Annotated in this window: 24 protein-coding genes; 12 read left to right on the forward strand and 12 right to left on the reverse strand. The window is 71.6% G+C overall.

What is annotated here, in order from left to right:
* Position 1: 1 nt before the first annotated feature.
* Positions 2-973: an MBL fold metallo-hydrolase gene (locus tag O7628_RS25205; RefSeq protein WP_278134263.1), complete on the reverse strand. Its 972-nt coding sequence runs from the start codon at positions 971-973 to the stop codon at positions 2-4.
* A gap of 80 nt (positions 974-1,053) precedes the next feature.
* Between O7628_RS25205 and O7628_RS25210 the strand changes: the two genes are divergently transcribed.
* From O7628_RS25210 to npdG, 11 genes are all read left to right on the forward strand, one after another.
* A complete protein-coding gene (locus tag O7628_RS25210) occupies positions 1,054-2,601 on the forward strand; it encodes an AMP-binding protein (RefSeq protein WP_278134265.1) in 1,548 nt (515 codons plus the stop codon).
* 33 nt (positions 2,602-2,634) lie between these two features.
* Positions 2,635-3,786 carry an acyl-CoA dehydrogenase family protein gene (locus O7628_RS25215; RefSeq protein WP_278134266.1) on the forward strand — a complete coding sequence of 384 codons (1,152 nt, stop codon included), beginning with the start codon at positions 2,635-2,637 and terminating at the stop codon, positions 3,784-3,786.
* 13 nt (positions 3,787-3,799) lie between these two features.
* Complete coding sequence (locus tag O7628_RS25220) at positions 3,800-4,852, forward strand: acyl-CoA dehydrogenase (protein WP_278134268.1); 1,053 nt, start codon at positions 3,800-3,802, stop codon at positions 4,850-4,852.
* Between the two features lie 87 nt (positions 4,853-4,939).
* Positions 4,940-6,025: an LLM class flavin-dependent oxidoreductase gene (locus O7628_RS25225; protein ID WP_278136398.1), complete on the forward strand. Its 1,086-nt coding sequence runs from the start codon at positions 4,940-4,942 to the stop codon at positions 6,023-6,025.
* Positions 6,022-7,029: an LLM class flavin-dependent oxidoreductase gene (locus O7628_RS25230; RefSeq protein ID WP_278134270.1), complete on the forward strand. Its 1,008-nt coding sequence runs from the start codon at positions 6,022-6,024 to the stop codon at positions 7,027-7,029. The genes O7628_RS25225 and O7628_RS25230 overlap by 4 nt, the downstream gene beginning before the upstream one ends.
* Positions 7,026-8,582 (forward strand): class I adenylate-forming enzyme family protein, encoded by a 1,557-nt coding sequence (locus O7628_RS25235; protein WP_278134271.1) that lies wholly within the window; start codon positions 7,026-7,028, stop codon positions 8,580-8,582. Before O7628_RS25230 ends, O7628_RS25235 begins: the two co-directional genes overlap by 4 nt.
* The gene (locus O7628_RS25240) at positions 8,582-9,580 is read left to right on the forward strand and encodes an LLM class flavin-dependent oxidoreductase (RefSeq protein ID WP_278134272.1); all 999 of its coding nucleotides are present in this window, start codon (positions 8,582-8,584) and stop codon (positions 9,578-9,580) included. The genes O7628_RS25235 and O7628_RS25240 overlap by 1 nt, the downstream gene beginning before the upstream one ends.
* 9 nt (positions 9,581-9,589) lie before the next feature.
* Positions 9,590-10,561 carry an enoyl-CoA hydratase/isomerase family protein gene (locus O7628_RS25245; protein ID WP_074478895.1) on the forward strand — a complete coding sequence of 324 codons (972 nt, stop codon included), beginning with the start codon at positions 9,590-9,592 and terminating at the stop codon, positions 10,559-10,561.
* Positions 10,562-10,570: 9 nt separating this feature from the next.
* Positions 10,571-11,554: an LLM class flavin-dependent oxidoreductase gene (locus O7628_RS25250; protein ID WP_278134274.1), complete on the forward strand. Its 984-nt coding sequence runs from the start codon at positions 10,571-10,573 to the stop codon at positions 11,552-11,554.
* Complete coding sequence (locus tag O7628_RS25255; protein ID WP_074478897.1) at positions 11,551-11,889, forward strand: VOC family protein; 339 nt, start codon at positions 11,551-11,553, stop codon at positions 11,887-11,889. Before O7628_RS25250 ends, O7628_RS25255 begins: the two co-directional genes overlap by 4 nt.
* Positions 11,886-12,548 carry an NADPH-dependent F420 reductase gene (npdG, locus tag O7628_RS25260; protein ID WP_278134276.1) on the forward strand — a complete coding sequence of 221 codons (663 nt, stop codon included), beginning with the start codon at positions 11,886-11,888 and terminating at the stop codon, positions 12,546-12,548. The genes O7628_RS25255 and npdG overlap by 4 nt, the downstream gene beginning before the upstream one ends.
* 21 nt (positions 12,549-12,569) lie before the next feature.
* Here the strand turns inward: npdG and O7628_RS25265 are convergent, their stop codons facing one another.
* The 9 genes from O7628_RS25265 to O7628_RS25305 all read right to left on the reverse strand — a co-directional run bounded on the left by O7628_RS25265 (position 12,570) and on the right by O7628_RS25305 (position 20,708).
* A complete protein-coding gene (locus tag O7628_RS25265; RefSeq protein WP_278134278.1) occupies positions 12,570-13,454 on the reverse strand; it encodes a 2-hydroxy-3-oxopropionate reductase in 885 nt (294 codons plus the stop codon).
* 359 nt (positions 13,455-13,813) lie between these two features.
* Complete coding sequence (locus tag O7628_RS25270; protein WP_278134280.1) at positions 13,814-14,635, reverse strand: PAS domain-containing protein; 822 nt, start codon at positions 14,633-14,635, stop codon at positions 13,814-13,816.
* A gap of 26 nt (positions 14,636-14,661) precedes the next feature.
* The gene (locus tag O7628_RS25275) at positions 14,662-15,381 is read right to left on the reverse strand and encodes an SDR family oxidoreductase (protein ID WP_278134282.1); all 720 of its coding nucleotides are present in this window, start codon (positions 15,379-15,381) and stop codon (positions 14,662-14,664) included.
* A 20-nt stretch (positions 15,382-15,401) separates the two neighbouring features.
* Entirely contained in the window at positions 15,402-15,638 is a 237-nt protein-coding gene (locus O7628_RS25280; protein WP_074478902.1) for an acyl carrier protein, read from the reverse strand.
* A 13-nt stretch (positions 15,639-15,651) separates the two neighbouring features.
* Positions 15,652-16,809, reverse strand: coding sequence for a cytochrome P450 (locus tag O7628_RS25285; protein WP_278134285.1), 1,158 nt, complete (start codon positions 16,807-16,809; stop codon positions 15,652-15,654).
* Entirely contained in the window at positions 16,797-17,261 is a 465-nt protein-coding gene (locus O7628_RS25290; RefSeq protein ID WP_278134287.1) for a hypothetical protein, read from the reverse strand. The genes O7628_RS25285 and O7628_RS25290 overlap by 13 nt, the downstream gene beginning before the upstream one ends.
* A 62-nt stretch (positions 17,262-17,323) precedes the next feature.
* Positions 17,324-18,856 carry an AMP-binding protein gene (locus tag O7628_RS25295; protein WP_278134289.1) on the reverse strand — a complete coding sequence of 511 codons (1,533 nt, stop codon included), beginning with the start codon at positions 18,854-18,856 and terminating at the stop codon, positions 17,324-17,326.
* Between the two features lie 40 nt (positions 18,857-18,896).
* Positions 18,897-19,280: a cupin domain-containing protein gene (locus tag O7628_RS25300; RefSeq protein ID WP_278134291.1), complete on the reverse strand. Its 384-nt coding sequence runs from the start codon at positions 19,278-19,280 to the stop codon at positions 18,897-18,899.
* 198 nt (positions 19,281-19,478) lie between these two features.
* A complete protein-coding gene (locus tag O7628_RS25305; protein WP_278134294.1) occupies positions 19,479-20,708 on the reverse strand; it encodes an MFS transporter in 1,230 nt (409 codons plus the stop codon).
* Positions 20,709-20,969: 261 nt separating this feature from the next.
* Between O7628_RS25305 and O7628_RS25310 the strand changes: the two genes are divergently transcribed.
* Positions 20,970-21,827, forward strand: coding sequence for a hypothetical protein (locus O7628_RS25310; protein WP_278134296.1), 858 nt, complete (start codon positions 20,970-20,972; stop codon positions 21,825-21,827).
* A 53-nt stretch (positions 21,828-21,880) separates the two neighbouring features.
* Here the strand turns inward: O7628_RS25310 and O7628_RS25315 are convergent, their stop codons facing one another.
* Positions 21,881-22,666, reverse strand: coding sequence for an ATP-binding cassette domain-containing protein (locus tag O7628_RS25315; protein WP_278134298.1), 786 nt, complete (start codon positions 22,664-22,666; stop codon positions 21,881-21,883).
* Between the two features lie 20 nt (positions 22,667-22,686).
* Entirely contained in the window at positions 22,687-24,384 is a 1,698-nt protein-coding gene (gene leuA / locus O7628_RS25320; RefSeq protein ID WP_278136399.1) for a 2-isopropylmalate synthase, read from the reverse strand.
* Between the last annotated feature and the right edge of the window lie 126 nt (positions 24,385-24,510).

A 24,510-nucleotide genomic window follows, 5' to 3' on the forward strand; every position in this document is an offset into this window, starting at 1 on the left:
CCTACCGGGCGGCGCGGGTCACGTGCCGCAGCAGGGCGAGGGTGTGCATCAGGGAGAAGCGCCGGGTGCCCCGGCCGAGCTCGTCCCACGGCTTCCTCCACGGCATCCGGGGGGCCAGCCGCCACGCGTCGAGGCCGTCGCCGGCAAGGTCCCGGACCCGGTCGACCTCGCTCCGGTGGAAGGCCGCGAGCGCGTCGGCGCGCGCCGCCACGTCCCGGTAGGGGAACTGGTGGGCGGGGCAGGCGATGGTCGCGCCGAGGTCGCGGATGCGCGCCAGGGTGCGTAGCAGGTCGCCGGCCGGGTCGTCGTCGGGCCGGCTCACGATTGCGAGCTGGGTCGGCCCCTCGGCCATCATCGTGTCGCCGGTGAAGACCAGGCCGCGGGTGTCGAGGAAGACCGTGTGCCCGTAGGTGTGCCCGGGGGCGGGCACGGCGTGGATGGTCACGTCGCCGAAGCGGAACTCGGTGTCGGCGTCGAGGGCGACGTCGAGCCGCAGCGTCTCGTGGTGCTCGGCGACCGCGACGGCGTCGGCGTACATGCCGTCGACGACGTCGGCCGGCGCGCCGGTGAGGTCGAGGGCGGCGCGGAGCTGGGCGAGGAAGGTGCCGCGCGTGCGGTGCGCGGTGGCGAAGTCGTCGGCGCGGCCCATGACGATCCGCGCCCCGGAGACCTCCCGCAGGCGGGCGGCGAAGCCGACGTGGTCGGGATGGTTGTGGGTGAGGAGGACGGTCGTGATGGCCTCGACCCGGTGGCCGAGCGACTCGACCGACCGCCGGAACGCCGCCCAGCAGGCCGGGTGGTCGTAGCCGGCGTCGACGAGGACCGGGCCGTCGCCGGTGTCGACCAGGTAGACGGTGACGTAGCGCAGGGCGCTGCCGTCCAGGGGGATCGGGACGCCCCAGACGCCGTCGACGACCTGGACGGGGTCCGGCACCTGGCGGGCGCGGTAGCTGGCGGCGTGTGCGTCGCTCACGGGTATGGACATCGTCGGACGGCTCCCTTACTGTGTGACAACAACATACCGGATGGTCGGAATTTAATTCAAGGAGTCCGATGAGCGAGGAACGGACGGGGTTTCGGCTGTGGGCCGTCGCCGAACCGGACCTGTGCGCGATCGTGACCGCCGACGATCGGCGGATCTCCTACGGCGAGCTGTTCGCCGAGGTGAACCGGATCTCGCACGGCCTGCGCACCCGGGCGGGCCTCCGGCCCGGTGACACGGTCGCGGCGGTCATGACGAACAGCGCCGGCATGGTGGCGCTGTATCTCGCGGCGATGCAGTCGGGGCTCTACCTCGTGACGCTCAACTACCACCTCACCGCGCCCGAGGTCGGCTACATCCTCGCCGACAGCGGCGCGAAGGTGGTCGTCGGCTCCGCCCGCGTCGAGGACGTGGTGGTCGCCGCCGCCGGGGCCGCCCCCGACATCGAGGTGTTCGTCGACGGCACGCCCCGCACGGACCGGGCCCGCCCGCTGTCGGCGCTCACCGCGGGCATGCCCGACACGAGCCCGCACGACACGCCGGCCGGCTCCCTGATGATGTACACCTCGGGCACCACCGGCCGCCCGAAGGGCGTCAAGCGGCCGCTCAGCGGCGTCGACGCCGACACCGGCGCGCTGACGTACGTCTGGCTGTTCCGGGAGTTCGGCATGGAGCGCCCGGCGTTCGCGTCCTGGCTGGTCTCCGCGCCGATGTACCACTCGGCCAACATCACCCCGGCCATGGGCGCGCTGCACGCCGGCGGCACCCTGGTCCTGATGGACGGCTGGACGCCGGAGGGCTTCCTGCGGCGGGTCCACGAGCAGCGGGTCACCGGCACCAGCATGGTGCCGACCCACTTCTACCGGCTGCTGCAACTGCCCGCCGAGGTGCGCGACGCCTACGACGTCTCCACGCTGCGCTACGTGCTGCACGGCGCGGCGCCCTGCCCCCGCGAGGTCAAGCAGCGCATCCTCGACTGGTTCGGCCCCGTCGTCTACGAGTACTACGGCTCGACCGAGGTCGGCACGACCGTCGCGCGGCCCCACGAGTGGCTCGCCCACCCCGGCACGGTCGGCCGCCCGGCCTCGATCTCCACCCTGAAGATCCTCGACGAGCTGGGCAACGAGGTGCCGGTCGGGCAGACCGGCATCGTCTACATGCGCCAGGGCGACGACCGGGTCGAGTACCACAACGACCCCGGCAAGACCGACGGCGCGCGCCGCGACGGCCTGATGACCGTCTGGGACGTCGGCCACGTCGACGCCGACGGCTTCCTCTACATCACCGGCCGCGCGGCCGAGCTGATCCTGGTCGGCGGCGTCAACGTCTACCCGGCCGAGATCGAGGCGGCGCTGCTGGAACACGACTGGGTCGTCGACGCCGGGGTGATCGGGGCGCCCGACGAGGAGTTCGGCGAGGTGCCGCAGGCGCACGTCGTGCTGGCCGACGCCGCGCCCGACGCCGACGCGGCCGTGGCGGCGCTGCGCGACCACCTCGCGCAGCGGCTGGCCAAGCCGAAGCGCCCGGTGTCGTACGTGGTGCGCGACGCGCTGCCGCGCGACCCGAACGGCAAGCTCTACAAGGCCCGGCTCACGCGCTCCGAGGAGCTCTCCGCGTGACCGGCATCGACGACGACCCGGTGGGGGATGGGCATGGACTTCGCTGACAGCGACGCCGACCTGGCGTTCCGGCGCGAGGTCGGCGACTGGCTCGACAAGGCGCTGGCCGACGTGCCCGACCAGGAGGAGCTGGCGCAGGACGAGCGCGAGCACTGGTCGCGGGTGTGGCAGGACCGGCTGTGTGCCGGCGGCTGGGCCGGCCTGTCGTGGCCGACCGCGCACGGCGGCCGGGGCATGGACTCGCTGGCGCAGGCCATCTTCAACGAGGAGGCCGCCGTGCGCGGCGCGCCGTACCCGCTCAACGGGGTCGGCATGATGCTGGCCGGGCCCACGATCATCGCCCACGGCACCGACGAGCAGCAGGCCCGGCACCTGCCCGGGATCCTGCGCGGCGAGACGTACTGGTGCCAGGGCTTCAGCGAGCCCGGCTCCGGTTCCGACCTGGCGAGCCTGCGCACGGCCGCGACCCGGGTCGACGGCGGGTGGCGCGTCAACGGCGCGAAGATCTGGACGTCCAACGCGCACAACGCGTCGAAGTGCCTGCTGCTGGCGCGCACCGACCCCGACGCGCCGAAGCACCGGGGCATCACCTACTTCCTCGCCCCGATGGACGCCTTCACCGTCCGGTCGCTGGAAATGATCAACGGGGACACCGAGTTCAACGAGATGTTCCTCGACGACGTCTTCGTGCCCGACTCGGACGTGCTCGGCGGCGTCGGCAACGGCTGGACCGTCGCGCTCACCACCCTGGCCTTCGAGCGCGGCAGCATGGCGCTCAACCTGTGGGTGTGGGCCCGGCAGGCGGTGGACCGGGTGGTCGACCTCGCGGTCGCGCGCGGCGTGGCCGACGACGGCGCGTTCCTCGACACGGTGGGCGCGCTGCACTGCGACGCCGAGGCGGTCCGGATCGGGTCGATGCGCATGCTCGGCGAGAGCCGGGCCGGCGGCGTGCCGGGCCCGGAGACGTCGGCGCTCAAGAGCCTGTGGGCGCAGGTGGTGCAGAACGCCAACCGCCTCGCCGTGCAGCTCGACGAGGCCGGTGGCGTGCTGCTCGACGGCGACGGGGCCGCCGCCCGGATGCGCCGCTACCTGCGTGCCCGCGCCCACACCATCGAGGGCGGCACGGAGGAAGTCCAGAAGTCGATCCTCGCGGAGCGGGTGCTGCACCTGCCCCGCTCACGCTGAGCGGAGTGGCCACATGCGAGCAACCTTCACCCCGGAGCAGCGGGAGATCGGCGACACCGTCGCCGCCCTCGCGGCGGGGGAGAAAGCCCGGGCGCGCGACGCCCTGACGGGCCCGTGGCGCGCCCCGGCCTGCGACGGCCTGCTGCTGGGCGACTTCGGCCTCCTCGGCGTGCCCGAGGCCGCCGGCGGCGTCGGGTCGCACCTGATCGACCTGCTGGTCGCCGTCGAGGCGCTCGGCGAGCGGCTCGTGCCGAGCCGGTTCCCGGCGCACGCGGCCGCCGTCCAGCTGCTCTGCGGCGGTGACCGGCCCGATCCGCTGCCCGACGAGGTGCTCTCCGGCGGCCGGGTGCTCACCTGCGCGGTCGACGTGCCGGGCGGCTCCGGCTGGGCGGACGGGGTCTCGCCCGATCCGCTGGTGCGGACCCTGGTGCCGTACGCGGCGCAGGCCGACGGCGTCGCCGTCCTGGGCCCCGACGGGGTCTGGACCGCCGAGGCGGCCGGGGTCGCCGCGCGGGACTCCGTCGACCCGTCGGTGCCGCTGTCGGACGTCACCGTGGCCGCGCCGGGCCGCGTGTCGCCCGCCGGCGCGGGCGTGCGGCGTGCCGCGCTGGTGGTGGCCGCCGAGCTGTGCGGGGTGGCGCAGGGCGCGATCGACCTGGCCGCCGAGCAGGCCCGCACCCGCCGGCAGTTCGGCCGGGTGATCGGCTCGTTCCAGGGGGTCGCGTTCCAGCTCGCGGAGGCCGCCACGGCGCGCAAGGCCGCGTGGGACCTGACCCTGTACGCCGCGTGGGCGGTCGACACCGGCCGCCCCGACGCCGGGATCCAGGTGCACGCGGCGAAGGCCGCGGCCGGGCGGGCGGCGGTCTTCGCCGCCGAGCGGTGCATCCAGGTGCACGGCGGGATGGGCATCACGATGGAGGCGGACCCGCACCTGTTCCTGCGCCGGGCGCTGGTGCTCGACGCCCGGCTCGGGCGCGGCTCGTGGCACCGGCGTCGCGCCGGCGAGCTGCGGGTCGGCGCGCGGGTCGGCGAGTCGCCCGTTCCCGGGCGCACCGCAGCGGCCTGACCTGCGCAACCCTTGCAGGCCATCTAGCACGGCAGTAACATACCGGCTGGTCGGAATAAACGAGGAGAGGCCGTGAAGTTCGGAATCATGAACCTGTTTCCGGTGAGCGATGGCACATCGGACCACCAGGTGCTGCGGGAGACCCTCGACGAGATCCAGCTGGCCGACGAGCTGGGCTTCGACTCGATCTGGCTGGCCGAGCACCACTTCTCCAAGTACGGCATCCTCGGCAGCCCGGTGAACTTCGGCATGGCCGTCGCCGAGCGCACCCGGCGGATCACCATCGGCACCGCCGTCCTCGTGCTGCCGCTGCACCACCCGCTGCGCCTGGCCGAGGACATCGCCGCCCTCGACGTGCTCAGCGGCGGCCGGGTCCGCATCGGCGTCGGCCGGGGCTACCAGCCCGCCGAGTTCGCCGGCTTCGGCATTCCTCTGGAGGAGTCGAAGCAGCGCTACCAGGAGACCCTGGAGATCCTGCGGCTGGCGCTGTCGCAGGAGAACTTCTCCTACCACGGCCAGATCTTCCACTACGACAACGTCACGACCTACCCGCGCCCGCACACCCCCGGCGGCCCGCCGATCCTGCAGGGCACCGTCTCCCCCGACAGCTTCCGCGAGCGCGGCGCGGTCGGCGAGTCGATCATCACCTCGCCGAACTTCACGCCGTTGGGCATCATGCAGAAGAACTTCAGCCTCTACCGGCAGAGCATGCGGGAGAACGGGTTCGACATCGCCGACTACGAACTGCCGTTCATGCAGCAGGTCTGGTGCGGCGACGGCGAGGAGGGCCTGCGGGAGGCCGCCCTGGCCGCGATGAACTACTACAAGTCGGTCGGCAAGGTCATCCCCGGCTCGGAGGAGGCCATCGAACAGGAACGCTCCTACTACGCGGCCGTCGCGAAGAACATCGAGCTGCTGACCCTGGAGCAGACGCTGACCCACGGCGGCAACTTCGGCTCGGCGCAGCGGGTCATCGAGACCATCGAGATGCTGCGCGAACAGCTCGGCATCAACCACTACATCGGCTGGCTGCGGATCCCGTCGCTGGACCGCCGGGCCGCGCTGCGGTCGATGGAGGAGTTCGCCGAGAAGGTCATCCCGCACTTCCGCGCCCAGGAGCAGGCCGACGCCGCCCCGGTCGCCCCGCCCGTCACCGAGGCGGTCGTCGGGTGAGGATCAGCTGCTTCCTCAGCGCCCAGTTCGACCCGTCGGCCTCCGCCGTCGACGGCATCGACGGCGTGCTGGCCCAGGCCGCCGCCGCGGAGGCGGCCGGCTTCCACGCCGTCTACCTCGGCCACCACTACCTGGCCCGGTCGGCGTTCGTCCAGCCGATCCCGCTCGCCGGGTACCTCGCCCGCGCCACCTCGCGGGTCCGCATCGGCTTCGGGGTGCTGCTCGCGCCGCTGCTGAACCCGGTCGCGCTCGCCGAGGACCTCGCGTCCCTCGACGTGCTCTCGGGCGGCCGGCTGACCGTCGGCATCGGCGCCGGCTACCGCAAGCGGGAGACCACCGCCTTCGGCGTCGCCTGGGACGACCGGCTGCGCCGCCTGCGCGAGTACGTGCCGACGCTGCGGTCGCTGTGGAACGGCGAGACGGTCGATCTCGCCGGCAGCTGGGGCGAGGTCCCCGGCGCGTCCCTGGCGCTGCGCCCCGTGCAGCCCGGCGGCCCGCCGCTGTGGATCGGCGCGTTCGCCGAGCCCGCGATCCGCCGGGCGGCCCGGCTGGACGCGCCGTGGCTCATCGGCCCCAAGGGCAACGACGCAGAGCTGGCCCGCCTGCTCGGCATCTACCGCGCCGACCTCGCCGAGCGTGGCTTCGCCCTCGACCGGGAGTACCCCATGACCCGCGAGGCGTACCTCGGCGACAGCTACGCCGGCGCCGTCGCCGCCGTCCGCCCCCACCTTGAGCGCCAGTACGCGGGCTACAAGTCGTGGGACGACGCCCAGTCCCTCGACCTCGACCGCTACCTCGCCGAGGACTGCCTCGTCGGGTCGGCCGACGAGATCGTCGACAAGCTGCGCCGCTGGGAGACCGACCTCGGCATCACGGAGGTCTCCCTGCGCCACCAGTTCGTCGGCGCCGGCCAGGACGAGGCGATGGAGCAGCTCGCGCGCTTCGGCGCGGAGGTCATCGCGCGCGTCGACACCGCACCGACCACACGGGAGGCGTCCCGATGAGCGCCGGCAACCTCGCCCGCATCCTCGACCGGCGCTGTGCCGACCGCCCCGACGTGCCGGGCCTGTACGGCGAGGACGGGCGGTCGTGGACGTTCGACCAGATCGACCTGCTCGCCGGCGGGGTCGCCGCCGCGCTGCGCGCCGAGGGCGTCGGCCCCGGCGACCGCGTCGCCTGCTACCTGACCAATGGCCCGGAGATCGTCTTCTTCCTCTTCGGCGCGTGGAAGGTCGGCGCGGTCCCGGTCACCGTGAGCAGCCTCTACAACGCCGCCGAGCTGGCCGAGTCGGTCGCGAAGACCGACCCGCGCCTGCTGCTCGTCGACGACCGCCGCCCCGACGTGGTCGCCGAGTTCCTCGCCGCCGCCGGGGACGCGCCGCCGGTGCGTAGCGTCGCGGAGCCGCTCGCCGGCGCGGCGGCCCTGCCGTGGCGGCACGAGGCGCGGGTGCCGGCCGTCGACGTCGCGCCCGAGGCCGAGGCGTGCATCTTGTTCACCGGCGGCACCACCACCGGGCGGCCGAAGGCGGTCAGCGTCACCCACGGCGGGACCCGCGAGTCGCTCGGGCGGCTGGCCCGGGTCAGCACCGGCACCGACGCCGAGGGCACCGCCGCGCCCGACGCCGCCCCCAACCTCATCGCCCTGCCGCTGTTCCACAGCGGCGGCCAGCACTCGCTGCTGTTCGCGTACTTCGTCGGGCGGGCCGCCGTGGTCTGGGAACGCTTCGGCGTCGACCGGCTCGCCGACCTGATGGACCGGTTCGCGTTCGACAACCTCTTCCTGCTGCCCACGATGGTCTTCGACATCGTGCACGCCGAGCGGGACCTGCCGTTTCACGGGGTCAAGTCCGTCCTCGTGGCCGGGCAGGCGATCTCGTGGCCGGTGCGGCGCGCCTTCGAGGAGCGCTACCGGGTGCCGATCCTGGTCAACTACGGCTCGACCGAGGCCGGGCACATCGCCGGCTGGACCGGCCGGGACATGAAGGCCGGGCGGTGGAAGCCCGGTTCGGCCGGCCGGGTCTACCCGGGCGTGGAGCTGGAGATCCGCGACGACGCGGGCGGGGCCCTGCCCACCGGCTCGTCGGGCGAGGTGGTCGTCCGGTCCGCGCTGACCCGGGGGTACGTCGACGACGCCGAGGCGTCCCGGGACCTGGTCCGCGACGGCTGGGTGCACACCGGCGACATCGGCTACGTCGACGCCGACGGCGTCCTGTTCCTCGTCGGCCGCAAGCGCGACATGATCAAGTGCGGCGGTTTCCAGGTGTGGCCCGAGGAGATCGAGGACGTGCTGCGGGAGCACCCGCTCGTGCGCGACGTGCGGGTGCTCGGCCGCCCCGACGACCGGCTGGGCGAGATCCCCGTGGCGCTCGTCGTGCGGGAGGCCGACGACGCGGTCACCGACGCCGACCTCGCCGACGCCGTCGTCGCGTACGCCCGGGACCGCCTCGCCCACTTCAAGACCCCCCGGCGGGTCGAGTTCGTGCCCGCCCTGGAACGCAGCACCACCGGCAAGACCAGCCGCGCGGCGGCACCCGTGTCGCAGGGAGGGGGAAGCTGATGAGGTTCGGCATCATGGCGTCGCACCAGTACCCGCACGGCGACGACCTGCGGGCCCACCTCGACGACCTGTTCGGCACCGTCGAGCTGGCCGCCGAGCTGGGCTACGACTCGGTGTGGACGATCAACCACTTCCAGTCCAACCTGGCCACGCCCCAGCCGATCTCGATGCTGGCCAGCCTGATCCCGCGCTCCGGCGACATGCTGCTCGGCACCGGCATCCTGCTGCTGCCGATGTTCCACCCGGTGCACGTCGCCGAGGAGTTCGCCACCCTCGACCACCTCTCCGGCGGGCGGGTGGTCCTCGGCGTCGGCGCCGGCTACCGCGACAACGAGTTCGCCGCGTTCGGCATCGACCCGGAGACCCGGTTCCGCCGCTTCGACGAGAGCCTGCGGCTCATCCGGGCCTTGTGGACCGGGCAGCCGGTCACCCACGAGGGCGAGTTCTTTCCGCAGACCGACGCCACGATCGGGGTGCGCCCGCTGACCCCGGGCGGGCCGCCGATCTGGATCGGCGCGGGCGGCAAGAAGGCCGTCCGCCGGGCGGCCCGCCTCGGCGACGCCTGGTACGCCCCGGGCAACTCCCCGAGCCGCCGCTTCCTGCCCGAGCACCTGGCCGTCTACAACGAGGCCCTGGCCGAGTACGGCCGCGACCCGGCGACCGTGCAGCGGCCCGTCGGCGTCGAGCTGTACTGCGCGCCGACCACCGAGCGGGCCGTCGAGGAGGCGCTGCCGCACGCCCGCGTCGAGTACTCGACGTACGCCGAGTACCCGGCGCTGCGCTGGCAGCGGGACCGGTTCGACGAGCTGGTGCGCAACACGCTGCTGCTGGGCTCCCCGGAGTTCCTCGTCGAACGGATCTCCGCCCTGCGCGACCTGGGCTTCGACCACCTGATCTTCCGTCCCGGGTGGCTGGGCATGCCCACCGAGAAGCTGCGCGCCTCGCTGCGGCTGTTCGCCACCGAAGTGATCCCCGCCTTCCGCACCCCCGCCACCTAAGGAACCGCCGTGAAGAAGACCGAAGCCGAGCTTCTGGAACACCAGTGGGACGTCGAGAACATGGAGGTCGACCCCGAGGTCCTCGCGAAGTACGTCCGCTACGACGTCGACGAGGAACGGTCCGTCGCGACCATCACCTTCGACCGCCCCGAGCGGCTCAACGCCATCCCCGTGGCCGCGTTCGAGCGGGTCGGCGACCTGGTCCGGGAAGCCGAGACCGACGACCGGGTCAAGGTCATCGTGTTCAAGGGCGAGGGCGAGCACTTCGGCACCGGCGCGGACGCCGCCGAGCTGGGCCACTACATCGGCTACCGGACCGGCACCGACAAGGCGTCGCGGCGGCGGCCGGCGCAGCGGCAGCGGATCCTGCCCGACCGCAACGTGCTCAGCTCCGGCTTCACCCGCCCGATCATCGAGTCGCTGAAGGCGACCATCTGCCAGGTGCAGGGCTACTGCTACGGCGGCCACTTCCAGATCGCGCTGTCGGCCGACATCGTCATCGCCTCCCCGGACGCCCGGTTCACCCACCCCGCGTTCCGCTACCTCGGCCCCGCCCCGCAGGACATGTACCACTGGATCGAGAAGGTCGGCCTGACGACGATGAAGGACGTCATGCTGACCATGCGGGCCATCGGCGCCGAGGAGGGCGAGCGCAAGGGCCTGGTCACCAAGGTCGTCGAGCGCGACGAGCTACAGCGGTGGGTCGACGACTACGCCGACGCGATCGCGGTCATGCCGCTGGACTCGCTGATGATGGGCAAGTCGATGATGCAGGTCGTCATGGAGGCCCGGGGCAAGGGCCTGGGCGCGATGACCGGCTGGGTCGGGCACGGCTGGGCCACCAACGTCAGCTTCGACGAGGGCGACTGGAACTTCCTCAAGGAGCGGCGCGAGAAGGGCATCGCCCAGGCGCTGGCCGACCGGGACCGGCTGGTCGCGCCCTACTTCCGGCTCAGCGACGCCCGGTCCCGGGAAGAGTAGGCGCGCGGCGTGAGGTTCGGCATCCTCCTCGACCACCAGTACGCCCCCGGCGACGACCTGGGCCGACGCCTCGGCGAGACCGTCGAGTACGTCCAGCACGTCCGCGACCTGGGCTACGACTCGGTGTTCGGCATCCACCACTACCTGTCGTCGCTGCGCACGCCGCAGCCGCTGCCGCTGCTGAGCCGGCTCGTCGACCACTCCGGGACCATGCAGCTCGGCACCGGCATCCTCATCCTGCCGCTGGGCCACCCGGTGCACTGGGCCGAGGAGATCGCCACCATCGACCAGCTGTCCGGCGGCCGGTTCGTGCTGGGCATCGGCTCCGGCTACCGCGACGTCGAGTTCGCGTCGTTCGGCATCGACCGGCGCACCCGCGTGTCGCGGATGAACGAGGCCCTCGCGGTGATGCAGCGGCTGTGGACGGGGGAGACGGTCCACCACGAGGGCAAGCACTTCGCCCTCGACGGCGTACGGTGCAGCGTCCTGCCCGTGCAGCGCCCGCACCCGCCGGTGTGGGTCGGGGCCAACGGCCCGACGGGCATCGCCCGGATCGCCCGGCAGGGCCTGCCGTGGCTGGCCCCGTCGAACGTGCGGCGCAACTGGGCCGTCGGCAACCTGGCCGACTACCGGGAGCAGCGCCGGGCGGCCGGCTTCGGCGAGGAGGGCGCGGTGTTCCCGATCCACCGCGACCTGTGCGTCGCGGACTCGGCGGAGGCCGCCTTCGCGGTGGCCGGCGACGCGGTGCGCCGCTCCTACGGCGAGTACGTCCAGTACGGCATGGACTTCTTCGAGTCGCAGTGGGACGCGATCAAGGAGAAGGCGCTGTTCTTCGGCTCGCCCGACGACATCGCCGCGAAGATCCGCGACTTCGCCGACGCCGGCTACAACCACTTCGTCTTCCGCGCCCAGTGGCTCGGCCTGCCCATCGAGCGCTCCATCGAGATCGTCGAGCGGTTCGCCCGCGAGGTCATGCCGAGGTTCCGCCCGTGAGGATCGGTCACGTGATCGTCCCCGCCGGGGACCTGGACGCCCAGCTCGCCTTCTACACCGGCCTCGGCCTGACGGTGCGGTTCCGCGACGGCGACCGGTACGCCGCCGTCACCGATGGCACCGTCACCGTCGGCCTGGCCGACGCCACCCAGCAGCCCGTCGCCGGGCGGACCCTGCTCAGCGTGCAGGTCGACGACCTGGACGCCTGCCTGGCCGGGCTGGTGGCGGCCGGCGCCACGGCCGGTGCCCCCCAGGCCGGCCCGCACGAGCGGCGGGCGGTGGTCGTCGACCCCTGCGGCAACCCGCTCGTCGTCTACGAAAGGAACCCGGCATGACCGTCAGCGACGCGCTTCGCGGCCGTACCGTCGCCGTGCTCGGCGGCACCGGCCCGCAGGGGCGCGGCCTCGCCCGCCGCTTCGCCGCGGCCGGGCTCGACGTGGTGCTCGGCTCGCGGGACGCCGACCGGGCGGCGCAGGCCGCGGCGGCGCTGCCCGGCCGGGTCCGGGGCGCGGCGAACGCCGACGCGGCGGCGGCCGGCGACATCGTCGTGGTCGCCGTCCCCTGGGACGGCCACGCCGAGCTGCTCGCCGAGCTGGCCCCGGCGCTGGCGGGGAAGGTCGTCGTCGACTGCGTCAACCCGCTGGGCTTCGACAGGCAGGGCGCCTACGCCCTCCCCGTCGCGGAGGGCTCGGCGGCCCAGCAGGCGGCGGCCATCCTCACCGCGTCGACCGTCGTCGGCGCGTTCCACCACGTCTCCGCCGTGCTCCTGGAGGACCCCGACCTCGACACGGTCGACACCGACGTGCTGGTGCTCGGCGACGACCGCGCGGCCACCGACCTCGTCCAGGACCTCGCGGCCGTCATCCCCGGCGTGCGCGGCGTCTACGGCGGGCGGCTGCGCAACGCGCACCAGGTGGAGGCGCTCACCGCCAACCTCATCTCGGTCAACCGCCGCTACAAGGCGCACGCCGGCCTGCGCGTCACCGACGTGTGACCGGGCCCGGCGCGGGTGGGACTACTCGCGGTCGTAGCCGCTGAGCAGTTCGACGCCGCGGAGCAGGGCGCAGTGGTCGAGAGCCGCCTCGCCACGGGCCACGGCCGACGCCACGAGCTGCGCGGCGACGGCCCCGAGGGGAATGGCGGCTCCGATGCTGCGCGCGGTGTCGGTGACGATGCCCATGTCCTTGTGGTGCAGGCCCATGGTGAAGCTGGGGGTGTAGTCGCGCCGCAGGAGGTTGGGCTTCTTGCGGGCGAGGACGTTGGAGCCGGCGAGACCCGCGCCCAGCACGTCGAGAGCGGCTTCGAGGTCCACACCCGACCTCTCGAGGAAGACCACCGCCTCCGCGCACGCCTGCATGTTGATCGCGAGGACCAGCTGGTTGGCGGCCTTCACCGTCTGACCGAGACCATGGGTGCCGCAGTACGTGACGGTCCTGCCGAGCGCCTCGAAGACGGGCCTCGCCTCCTCGAAGTCGTCGCTCTCCCCGCCGACCATGATCGACAGGGTGCCCTCGATCGCTCCGGTCTCACCGCCCGCGACCGGAGCGTCCAGGACCCGGATGCGCCGTTCGGCGGCGACGCCGGCCAGCTTCATCGAGCTTCGCGGGGCGATGGTCGACATGTCGATCAGCAGCGTGCCCGGCCGGGCGTTGGCCAACACCCCGCCAGGGCCGTAGGCGATCTCCTCGACCTGTGGGGCGTCCGGGAGCATGGTGATCACCACATGTGCGTCGCGGACCGCCTCGCGCACCGACGCCGCGGTTCGGCCGCCCGCCGCGAGCAGCGGCCCGGTCCTGCCGGGGCTGCGGTTCCAGCCGTACACGGTGTGTCCGGCCCTGCACAGGTTGACAGCCATCGGGCTGCCCATGGTGCCGAGGCCGAGAAAGCCGATGGTCCGCACAGCGGAACTCCTTTGTGGGGTGGGGAAGGGAGGGAGCAGATGCTCCAGGTCTGCCGGTGGCTGGCGGGCGGCGTCGGGCTGCGCGGCGTCGTCGACCTGTTCGTGCGGCGGGTGCGGGACAGCGCAGGATGAGCCCCCGGTGGGCATGACCGGGCCCCGGCGAGCAACCTCGCCGGGGCCCGGCGTTCCTGTCGCGCACCGCTGTCGCCGCGGGAGGCCGCCCTCCTGGGCCGGCACCCGGGCGGCCGCGCAGGAGGCGGAGCGCTGCGGAGCGTCGGCGTCGGCAGCCGGAAGGTCCGGAACGCGACGTGGTGCGAGCCGGAGCTGGGCGCGTTCTTCGCCCAGGCGCGCCGCCCGGCTCAGAAGTTGAGGTCCAGCGCCCTGACCTTGTCCCGCTCGCGGTGCGGGTGGCTGTCGGGGAAGACGAAGCAGCGGGTGTTCTTCAGCCTGTCGTCCTCGACCTTGGCCGTGGAGAAGATCACCACCGGGACCCGCTCCCCGTTGTTGAGGAAGTCCGCCCGGAAGTCGATGATCGGTGCGTCCTCGCCCCAGCGGCCCAGGAAGTCCTCGACGACGTCCTGGTCGGCGTAGATGCGGCGGATGTGGTGCCCGACATAGGTCTCCGGCTGCGCGCTCGCCCCGACGATCGAGATGTCCTTCCAGTTCGCGTGGGCGACCGTGCCGTCCTCCTCGATCAGGTGGATGGCGACCGGGCAGTGGTCGTAGTACGCCCGGATGAACCGGACGGCCTCCGCGCCGACCGGCGCGTAGGAGTCGCTGGACCGGTCTACCTGGTTGATCCACACCTGTGCGGTGGAGGGGCCTTCACCCGGCGTGGGGGAGGGCGTCGGATGGGTGGTGACCGGCCGCAGAGCCCAGAAGCCGTAGGTCCTGCCGTCGACCTCGCCGAAGCCGATGTTGGCGTATCCGGAGGCGAAGTCGGGGTTCGCGAAGCGGGCTTCCCGGTTCTCTACCGGCGTGCCGGCCGCCAGCAGGGCGTCGTAGTCGTCGACTCCCAGCGCGGCAGCGAGCGGGGTGCCGGCCGCGGCCGTGTCCCCCAGCAGCTCCGTGGCGGCCTTGTTGGCCAGCACCACGGCGCCGTGGGCGTCGGTGACCAGCATGCCGGGAGAGGCCCAGTTGAACAGGTCGAGTAGTTGCTCCGAGGAGGGGTAGGTCGACATGGCTGCCTGTCCGCCTTTCCTGTGGTTTACAGAACCTTGCGGCTGTAGTTGAAGACCTGTCCGGTGGGTCCGTTCGACGGGAACTCGGCGATGGTCACGATCCACTCCGCCACGGTGCGCGGAGCCTTGAGCCAGTCCGTGCCGAATCCCGCGTTGATGGCGCGGATGATCTGGTCGTTGACCTCGCCGTCCAGCCCGGCCATCGTCATGGCGGTCGCCACGGGTCCGGGACGTACCTCGTTCGCCACCACTGCGTCGTCGGCGAACTCGACCGAGCACGCACGCATCAGGGTGGTCATCGCGGCCTTGCTGGCCGCGTACGCCCAGCGCTCGGGCTGGTAGCCGTTGGCCAGGCTGGCTCCGACGAACGTCAGTGAGCCGCCGCCGCCCTGCCTGAGCAGCGGCGCCGTCTCCTGCACGAGGTGCAGCGCCGTGCGGACGTTGGTCTCGTAGGCGTCGCTCGCCACCTGCCACTCGACCTTGACGAGGTCGGCCGGGTCCGGTGAGGCGCCGGCGTTGAGCACCACGGCCCGGACCCCGTCCGCGGTGACGTCGGCCACGGAGGCGAGTGCGGCCCGCAGGGCCTCCCGGTCACGCAGGTCGACGACGCTGTCGACGTAGCCGCCTTCGTTCGCGAGGACGGGGTTGCCGCGCCGGGACAGACCGACGACGGTGTACGCCCGGCGCAGGAACTCCGCCGCCACGGCCGCGCCGATCCCGGACGACGTTCCCGAGACCACCGCCACCGGGGAACCTTCCGCTGCCATCAGGCAGCCTGGAAGACGGCCGCGTCGATGGCCTTGAGCGTGCGCATCGACTCGACGGTGATCACGCCCGGATCCAGCTTCCGGCCGTGCAGGCGCTCGATCTCGATCACCATCTGGACGAACTGGAGGCTGGTCACCGCCCCCGACTGGATCAGGTCGGTGTCGTCCTGGATGTCGAACGGCTCCTCGTGCAGGCTGTCGAGCCACTTGCGCAGCGACACGATCTTGCTTTCCACTGTGCCCTCTTTCCTATCTCGCCCTGAATTCAACGGAGAAGTTCGTGGGGCGGGAGAACGACTGGCTCTCCATGCCGAGGCGGTCGCGGGTGATGACCACGTCCGAGCAGCGCTCGATGATCTCCTCGATGAGCAGCGAGAACTCCGTCTTCGCGAGCATGGCTCCCGGACAGGCGTGCGCCCCTACCGCGAAGGGAACCGAGCCCTTCGTGCTCCTGCCGAGCTGGAACCGGTCGGGGTGGTCGAAGACCCGCGGGTCACGGTTGGCTCCCGCGATCGAGGTCAGCACCGCCGAGTGCCGCGGCACCTCCACGCCCCGGAGGGTCAGGTCCGCACTGGCGAACCGGACGACCGTCTGCACGGGTGGGTAGAGCCTCAGCACCTCCTCGACGTAGTCGTCCCGGACCCGGTCGTCGCGCAGCTCGTCCAGATCGAAGACACCACGTCCCATGCAGTACACGAGCGAGGTGATGAACGCGCTGCTCGTCTCGGTGCCCGCCAGGAAGAACAGCAGCGCCGTCGACCGCACCTCGCTGTCGGTCAGCAGGATGCCCTTGCGGTCCCGGGTCCGCTCGATCGTCTCAAGCAGGGACTGCCCGCCGACGGCCCCTGCCGCCCGCTGCTCCTCGATCAGCCGCAGCAGCTCGGCGACGTTGGCGTGGGTCTCCTCGGTTTCCTCGGTGGGATAGTCGAGAAGCCGCGCCAGCGGGCGGGTCAGCTCGTGGAACCGGTCGGCCAGGGAGACGTCGATGCCGAGGATCGTGCACACGATGCCGTACGGGACCCGGTGCGCGAACGCGTTGTAGAAGTCGTCGGTCTCGACGCCGGTGAGGCTGCCGACCAGCTCCCGGACGAGTCCGGGCATCAGCGACCTCTTGTACTCCGCGATGCGTCCGGCCGACAGGATCGGTGCGAGGAGGGCACGGAACGCCCGGTGGCTGGGCCCGTCGGCGTCGAGCACGTTGGGGCCGAAGGCACGCGCGCTGGCCTTGAGCGGGTGTTCGGCCACGATCTCGGGGTGGGCGAGTGCCTCCTGCACGGCCGCGTTGCCCGTCACCGCGAACAGCCCCTCGTCGAGCCGGTGGACGTCGGCCCCGGCCGGCAGGCTCCGGAACCAGTACGGCCGTGCCAGAAGGCGCGTCGGAGAGGCCCCGGTCGCTACTGCGGGCATGTGACGTACCCCCCGATACCCAGGCCGGTGATTCCGGCCAGCAGCCGCATCGCCGCCAGCCATTCGGCGCTGGTCAGTCCCATGGAGCCGGGTTCCGTGTAGAACGCGGTGAGCGATCCGTTCCTGCCGTCGGGCCCGTGGATCCGGCAGCGGAAAATCGTCTTCCCGTGAAGGCCAGCGGAAGGAACGGGCGGCACGGCCCCGGCTCCGGCGGTTTCGCCCGAGTCGTCGGCGCCGAGGGTCAGGCCCCCGAAGACGATGGCAATTTCCGGAGTGAGGTTCCGCCGAATGAGCTCGAAGGTGAGCCGCAACCGTTCTTCGCGGCCGTGCTGATTCGCATAGCGGTCGAGGAGGGCATTCGCCGCCTCCTGGACCCGTTCGATCCGACGTTTGCTCTGAATGGATTCGAGTGCGACGGAGAACTTCTCCTCCGTGGGGTTCTTCGTGCTCAAGTCTCGATTCCTTTCCTGTGCACGGGATTCGGCACTCGTGGTTCGGGAATCCGTCCCGGCGCTCAGGGGCTGTAGCCGAAGCGCGCCGAGAGCTGCAACTTGTCTATCTTGGTGTTCTCGAGAAGCGGCAGCGCGGAGACGAAGTGCACCCTGGTGGGCACCATGTAGATCGGCAGCAATTCCCTGAGGCGGCCCTGCAGTTCCAGTTCGGTGACACCCTCTTCGGGCCTCTCGGCGAACAGGACGATGCGCGGCGTTCCGTTACGGTCGGGGAGGGAAAGGGCGACCGACCGCACCTTTCCCAGCGTGCGGACTGCCGACTCGATCTCCGCCGGTTCGATTCGATGCCCGGCGATCTTGATCTGGGAGTCCGTGCGGCCGATGAAGTGCAGGACGCCCGACTCGTCCACCCAGCCCCGGTCGCCGGTCAGATAGACCCTGGTCCTGGTCCCCTCGACCGTGACGTGCCGGAAGGCGGAAGCGGTCTGCTCGGGGGCGTCCAGGTAGCCGAGGGCGAGGCCTGTCCCGGCGATGGCGACCTCGCCCGGCTCGCCCGGCCGCACCGGGGCGCCGTCGCGGACGACGTGCAGCCTCGTGCCCGGCACGGTACGGCCGGCCGGGATGCCCGACGCCCGGTCCGTGTCGTCCCTGGTGATGCGGTGGACGGTGGCGAACACGCAGGACTCGACGGGGCCGTAGCCGTTGTACAGCTCGATGCCCGGGTAGGTGTCGAGAAGCTTCCGGCAGGTCGCCGGGGGTGGCTTGTCTCCGCCCAGCAGCACGGCGCGCAGACCGTCCAGGCAGTCGATGCCGCCGCCCGCGATCACGTCGAAGAGCGACGGGGTGAGGAAGAGGTGGGTGGCGCCCAGGTCCCGGACGTAGGTGCGGATCGCGGGCGGCAGGAGGAGATCGTCCTCGTGCACGACGGCGGTTCCGCCGCTGAGCAGCATTCCCCACAGTTCCAGGGTGAACGCGTCCCAGGCGACCGCCGCTGCGTGGATCATGACGGGGTGCGCCCCGAGGTCCATGAAGGCGCTCGGGGTGAACAGCCTCGTGGTGGCAAGGTGCGGAGACAGCACCGCCTTGGGAGCGCCGGTGCTCCCTGACGTCCAGAAGAGGGTCGAGCAGGCATCCGGCGGCACCCTGGGCAGGTCGACCGGCAGCCCGGGCGGGGCGGTCCGCCCCAGGGCCGCGAAGGTGAGGTGGTCGATCCGCGCCACGTCGAGGCGAGCGGAGCCCGCGGCGTCTGCCAGCACGACGGGTGGTCGCATGTCGTGCAGCAGCCGGGTGACGCGGGGAAGCGGCCACCTCACGTCCAGGATTCCGTACGCGCCGCCGGCCATGAGTATGCCGAGCAGCACGGCGGCCAGGTCGGGTGACCTGCGGGCCACGACGGGGACGAACCTGCCGGGTCGTACGCCGTGGCCGATCAGGTGGTGGGCGATCCGCCGGGCCTCGGCCGCGAGTTCCGCGTAGGTGACCGCTCGTTCGGTGGTGACGACGGCGCTGCGGTCGGGGAATTCCTGGGCGACCTGCCCGAATCTCTCGTGGATCGTTATTCCTGAAGGTGCCCTGTCGTACCTCTTGCTGCGCACGATCGATCCCCAGTCGGCGTGATGGCGGACAATCAGTGAGTCATTCCGGAGGGTTCTGGTCGAATATCATCGACGACGGTACGACCGAACCCGGCACGAGGTCGAGGCGCGGGGGAGCGGAGAATTCCAGGAGAACGGCGCCCTCCTCGCCGACGAAAGTAGCCGTGTGTCGCTGGCGGGAAGGGATGTAGGCGACGTCGCCGGCGTTGAGCTCGTATTCCGTGCCTTCGCAGACGAAACGGATGGACCCTTCGGTCACCACGACCCACTGCTCGTTCTCGTGCCAGTGGGGCGGTAGATTCAGGTCTCCGGACTGGTCGGCGACCACCTTGAGGCAGGACATCTCCTGGCCGAAGACGAAGCGCCGCGACAGCGCAATACCCTCCGCCTTGAGTTCCTCGTGGTCAGGCCAGTTGATCTTCATCAGATATCTCCTTCTCGGCGCACAGGTTCGACAGGGCGGGGCCTTTAGTGCCTGCCTGGATATTGCCTGGGGGGAGCTGTTTTCGAGCCAGACAAGACGCTACGTAGCGGGGTGATTACTTTCAATGGCCATCTCATATTCCGGGCGCTCACCCTGAGGTCTGGTTGACTATTCGATATTGTGAAGAGAAAGTGATCTCTATTGTCCGCTGTTGATATTTCCCGCCTCTACCAGGTCCGCAGGCGGTGAGTCGGACGAGCCCGCGACGCGGTCGGGAAGGCGGAGCGCCAGCACGACCGGGACCGCGAAGACGAGGAGCGCCGCGTAGAAGGCGGTGCGCAGCCCGCTCGTATCGGCCAACCACCCGAACGCGGGAGAGCACAGGCCGCCCGCCGCCATGGCCAGCCCCAGGGTCAGCCCGCTCGCCGTGCCGGGGTGGTGGGGCAGGTAGTCCTGGGCGAGGGTGACCTGCGCGGCGAACGGCACGAACATGGCGGCGCCGAACAGCGTGGCGCTCAGCACGAGGACCGGAAATGCCGGGGCCCAGGCAACGCCGAACAGCGCGGGAAGGGCTGCCAGATAACCGACCCGGACCGAGGTCATCCTGCCCTGCCGGTCGCCGAGCCAGCCGCCCAGCAGGGTCCCCACGGCCCCGGCCGCGGTGTAGCAGGTGAGCACGACGGCACCCGCCGTCCCGGACTCGCCCAGATCGCGCTGCGCATGCAGGGACACCAGCGAGGTGACGGTGACGAAGGGGATGGACCACCCGATGACGACGGCCACCAGACGGCCGAAGGAGCGCCAGTCGTCGGCCTGCCGGGTGCGGCCCGCCGCGGACTTCGCCGAGGCGCCGGTCACCAGCGGGGGCGCCTCGGTGTGGCCGCGCCATCGCATCCATGGCCCCTTGAGCGCCCAGGCGACCGCCATGGCCAGGGCGGGGACCGCCAACAGGTAGCTCCCGTCGAATCCCGCCGATCCGATCACGAGGGTGACCAGTGACGGCGCGACCGCCCCGCCGATCGTCCCGCCGACGGAGAAGATGCTCATGGCCCGCTGCGAGGAGCCCCCGGCGGCACGCGCCTGACTCGTCGCGGGCGGGTGGTAGGCCGCGATGCCGATCCCCGCCAGCGCGACACAGAGCCAGGTGACGACATATCCCCCCGACAGGCCGGCCGCGACCACCCCCAGGGCGGCGGTGACGAACCCGGCCGGCACCAGCCAGCTGCGCGGCCTGCGGTCGGACAGGATGCCGAACAGCGGCTGGAACAGGCTGGAGACGCCGCTCGCCGCGAACGCCAGGCCGGAGACGGCGGCGTAACTGTAGTGCCGTTCGGCCATCAGGAACGGCAGCATCGCGGGGATCGCGCCCTGATAAAGGTCGTTGACCGCGTGGGTGCCGGTGAGGAAGCCAAGTTGTCCCTTTTTCATGGAAAAGCGTGTTCCGTTCCCTAGTGAAGACGTGAAATCGCTCAGCTGCTCAGGTCCTCTGAGGTGTTACCTTAGCCAGTGTCGCGGAGCACGGAAAGGTCCTCCCGTATTCACGTGAGTCGATCTAGATTTCCGTGTCGCGCGACCTTCGCCCGCCGCTGCCCCGGCAGAGCCCGCCGCCGGATCGGCGGTTGACCCGCGGCCCCGGCGCCACCAGCGGGGCCTCCCCAGCCCTTGAGGCATTCACGTAAGGAGCTGCCGATGAGCGTCAGGACAGGTGTCCGGGTGTCAGGGGGACTCGTCGCGCTCGAGGAGGAGCCGACCCGGCTCGCCGAGGTGCTGGACCGCGTCTGCACCCGGTGGGCAAGGGGGTCGGGGGCCGTCACGCTGACCGTTCCGCCGCTGCTGCCGGTCAGCGACCTCGCCGCCCTCGACGTCTACCGGAACTTCCCCCACCTCGCCCTCGTCTCCTCGGCCCTGGACGTCGCTGTCACGGGGGCCGACCAGATCGAGCAGGAGGCCGCCTCGGGGAAGTTCGGCCCCGACGCGCTGGCTGCGGCGGGTCTCGCCCTGCCGTCCAGCGCCTGCTACGGGGTCTACCTCCACTACCGCGGCCGGCAGGTGCCCGAGGGCGGAGAGCTGGTGTCCCTGCTGGGGCAGTGCTTCCGCAACGAGGACCACTTCGACGGGCTCCGCCGCCTCAAGGCGTTCCGGATGCGCGAGGTCGTGGCGCTGGGAACCCCGGAGCAGGCCCAGGCCCACCTCGATCACTCGGAGCGGTTCCTGAACATGCTCGCCGGTGAGATCGGCCTGCCGCTGCACCGCCGCGCGGCCTCCGACCCCTTCTACGACCAGTCCGACGAGCGGGTCACCTTCCAGCAGCTCGTGCCGGTCAAGCACGAGTACGTCTATCAGGACATGGCGATCGCCTCCGTGAACATCCATCACAAGTTCTTCGGTGAGCGGTGCTCCATCTCGTTGACCGGCGGTGGCCCGGCCTCCACCAGCTGCGTCGGCTTCGGCATCGAGCGGTGGCTCCATGCGCTGGCGGACAACTTCGGCGGGGACTGGGACCGGGCCCAGGACGCCGTCGAGAAGGCGGAGAAGTCGCTGGTCTGAGGACCGGTCACGGTGATGCGCGCCGGTGGGCGCGCATCACCGCCACCACCGCCTCAGCCGACTCGTGGTCCGGCCGGGCGGTACGCCCGCACGCTCCAACGTCCTTCCGCGCGAGTGAGCCGGATGGGGTGGTCGAAGCACTTGCTGACCTGGTCGCTGGTGAGGACCTCGTCGGCGGGACCCGACGCCAGGCAGCGCCCCTCGCGCAGCAGCAGCACGTGGGTCGTCCCCGGAGGAAGCTCCTCCAGATGGTGGGTGACCAGGACGGACGCGAGCTCCGGGTAGGTGTGTTGCAGCGTGTCGAGCCGCTCGATGAGCTGTTCCCGGCCGGCGACGTCGAGACCGGTCGCGGGCTCGTCGAGCAGCAGAAGGCGCGGGCTGGGCATCAGCGCGCGGGCGATGAGCGCACGGCCCCGTTCCCCCTGGGACAGGGTCGGCCAGCGCGCCCCGTGGCGCTCGCTGAGGCCGAGCAGGCCGATCAGGCGGTCGGCCATCGCGACCTGCTCGGGTGTCGGCTCCCAGCGGGGGATGCGTTCGACGGTGTTGGTCAGCCCGGTCAGCACGACGTCCTGCACCGTGAGGGGCGAACGCAGATCGTGCCGCGGATTGACGTGGCCGACGTAGGAACGCAACTCGCGCATGTCGACCCGCCCCAGCCGGTGGCCCAGCACCTCGACGGTGCCACGGGTGGGGTGCGCGACGGCCCCGAGAAGGCTGAGCAGCGTGCTCTTGCCCGCCCCGTTGGGGCCGAGTAGCGCCCAGTGCTCGCCGGACCGCACCGTCAGCGACGCCTCGTGCAGGATCGGGTTGCCGTCGCGGACGACGGTCGCGTCCGTCACGCGCAGCACCGGGGGTGCGTTCACGAGGGGGCCCGCCCGGAGCGGTTGACGGCGGCCATGACCGCGTGCACCGATGCGGTCAACACGGAGGTGTCCCAGCCGGCGCCCCAGCAGGTGACGTCGTCCACGCGGCACTCGGCGTAGGCGACGGCAGGACTGCCCGGGCCCGCGGCGATGGAGTGCTCGGCATAGCCGAGGATGTCGATCGTGATGCCGACGCCGCGGAGGGCTTCGGCGAGGGCGGACAGCGGCCCGTTGCCGGCACCCCGGCAGGAGCGTTCCTGCCCGTCGATCTGCAGCGTGCAGGTGAACTGGTGCTCGCCGGGCGCGGTCTGCGCGGTGCTCCAGGAAACCAGGGTGACCGGGCCGTCCAGGGCCGGAGCGAGGTAGGTGGCGCGGAAGAGCTCGAACAGCTCCTTGTGGGTGAGCTCCTGACCGGTGGCGTCGGTGACCTGCTGCACGGCACGGGAGAAGTCCGGGCGCATGGCCTGGGGCAGGTCCAGGCTGTGGTGGGTACGCAGGAGATGCGCGATACCTCCCTTGCCGGACTGGGAGTTGATGCGGATGACCTCCTCGTACGTGCGGCCGATGTCGCCCGGGTCGATGGGCAGATACGGCACCGCCCATGGGGCCTGCTCGGCGGGGACGCCCATGTCGGCGGCCTGCTTGGCGTGGTGGGTCATGCCCTTGGCGATGGCGTCCTGGTGGGTGCCGGAGAAGGCCGTGTGCACGAGGTCGCCCCCGTAGGGGTGGCGGGGGTGGACCGGCAGCCGGTTGCAGTGCTCCACCACCTCGCGCACCGCGTCGATGTCCGAGAAGTCGATCATCGGGTTCACGCCCTGCGCGTACAGGTTCAGCGCCAGGGTCACCAGGTCGACGTTGCCGGTGCGCTCACCGTTGCCGAACAGGCAGCCCTCCACCCGCTGCGCCCCCGCCAGGACGGCGAGCTCGGCGCAGGCGACGCCGGTGCCGCGGTCGTTGTGCGGGTGGACCGACAGGATCACCGACTCGCGGCGCGCCAGATGACGGTCCATGTACTCGATCTGGTCCGCGTACACGTTGGGGGTGGCGATCTCGACCGTCGCCGGCAGGTTGTGGACCACCGGCCGGTCCGGACTCGCCTCCCACAGCTCGGTCAGACCGTTGCAGACCTCCAGGACGAAGTCCGGTTCGGTGAGGTTGAAGACCTCCGGGGAGAACTCGAACCGGATGTCGGCCCCCGGACGCTCCTCGGCGCGGCGCAGCACGTAGAGGGCGGCGGCCCGGATCAGCTCGTGGACCTCGGCACGGGACCGGCCGAGAACCACGTTCCGCCACGTGGGGGCGGTCGCGGTGTAGAGGTGCACGAGGGTGCGGGGGAGCCCGTCGACGGAGGCGATGGTCCGGTCGATCAGGTCCTTGCGGGCCGCGGTGAACACGGAGATGGTGACGTCCTCAGGGACGGCGTCGCTGTCGGCCAGGTGGCGCACGAAGTCGAAGTCGGTCTGACTGGCGGAGGGGTAGCCTACCTCGATCTCCTTGAAGCCCATGGTGACCAGGAGGTCGAACATCCGGCGCTTGCGCTCGGTGTCCATCGGCTCGGCCAGCGCCTGGTTGCCGTCGCGCAGGTCGACAGGCACCCACAGGGGAGCTCGCTCGATCCGCCGCGAGGGCCAGGTCCTGTCCGTGAGCGGCAGGGCGACCCGGTCGTGCGCGGACTGGTAGCGGTGGTGCGGCATCGCGCTCGGGCGCTGGGGGTTCCAGCGTGGCGCATCCGCGGGGACGGGGCCGGTGGGAGTGCGCAGGGTGGGGAAGACCATCCCCGGAGAGTGGGAAATCATGGTGCGGAACTTCTTTCGGTCGGC

Origin of the sequence: Micromonospora sp. WMMD956 (genome assembly GCF_029626125.1) — a bacterium.
Lineage (GTDB): Bacteria > Actinomycetota > Actinomycetes > Mycobacteriales > Micromonosporaceae > Micromonospora > Micromonospora carbonacea.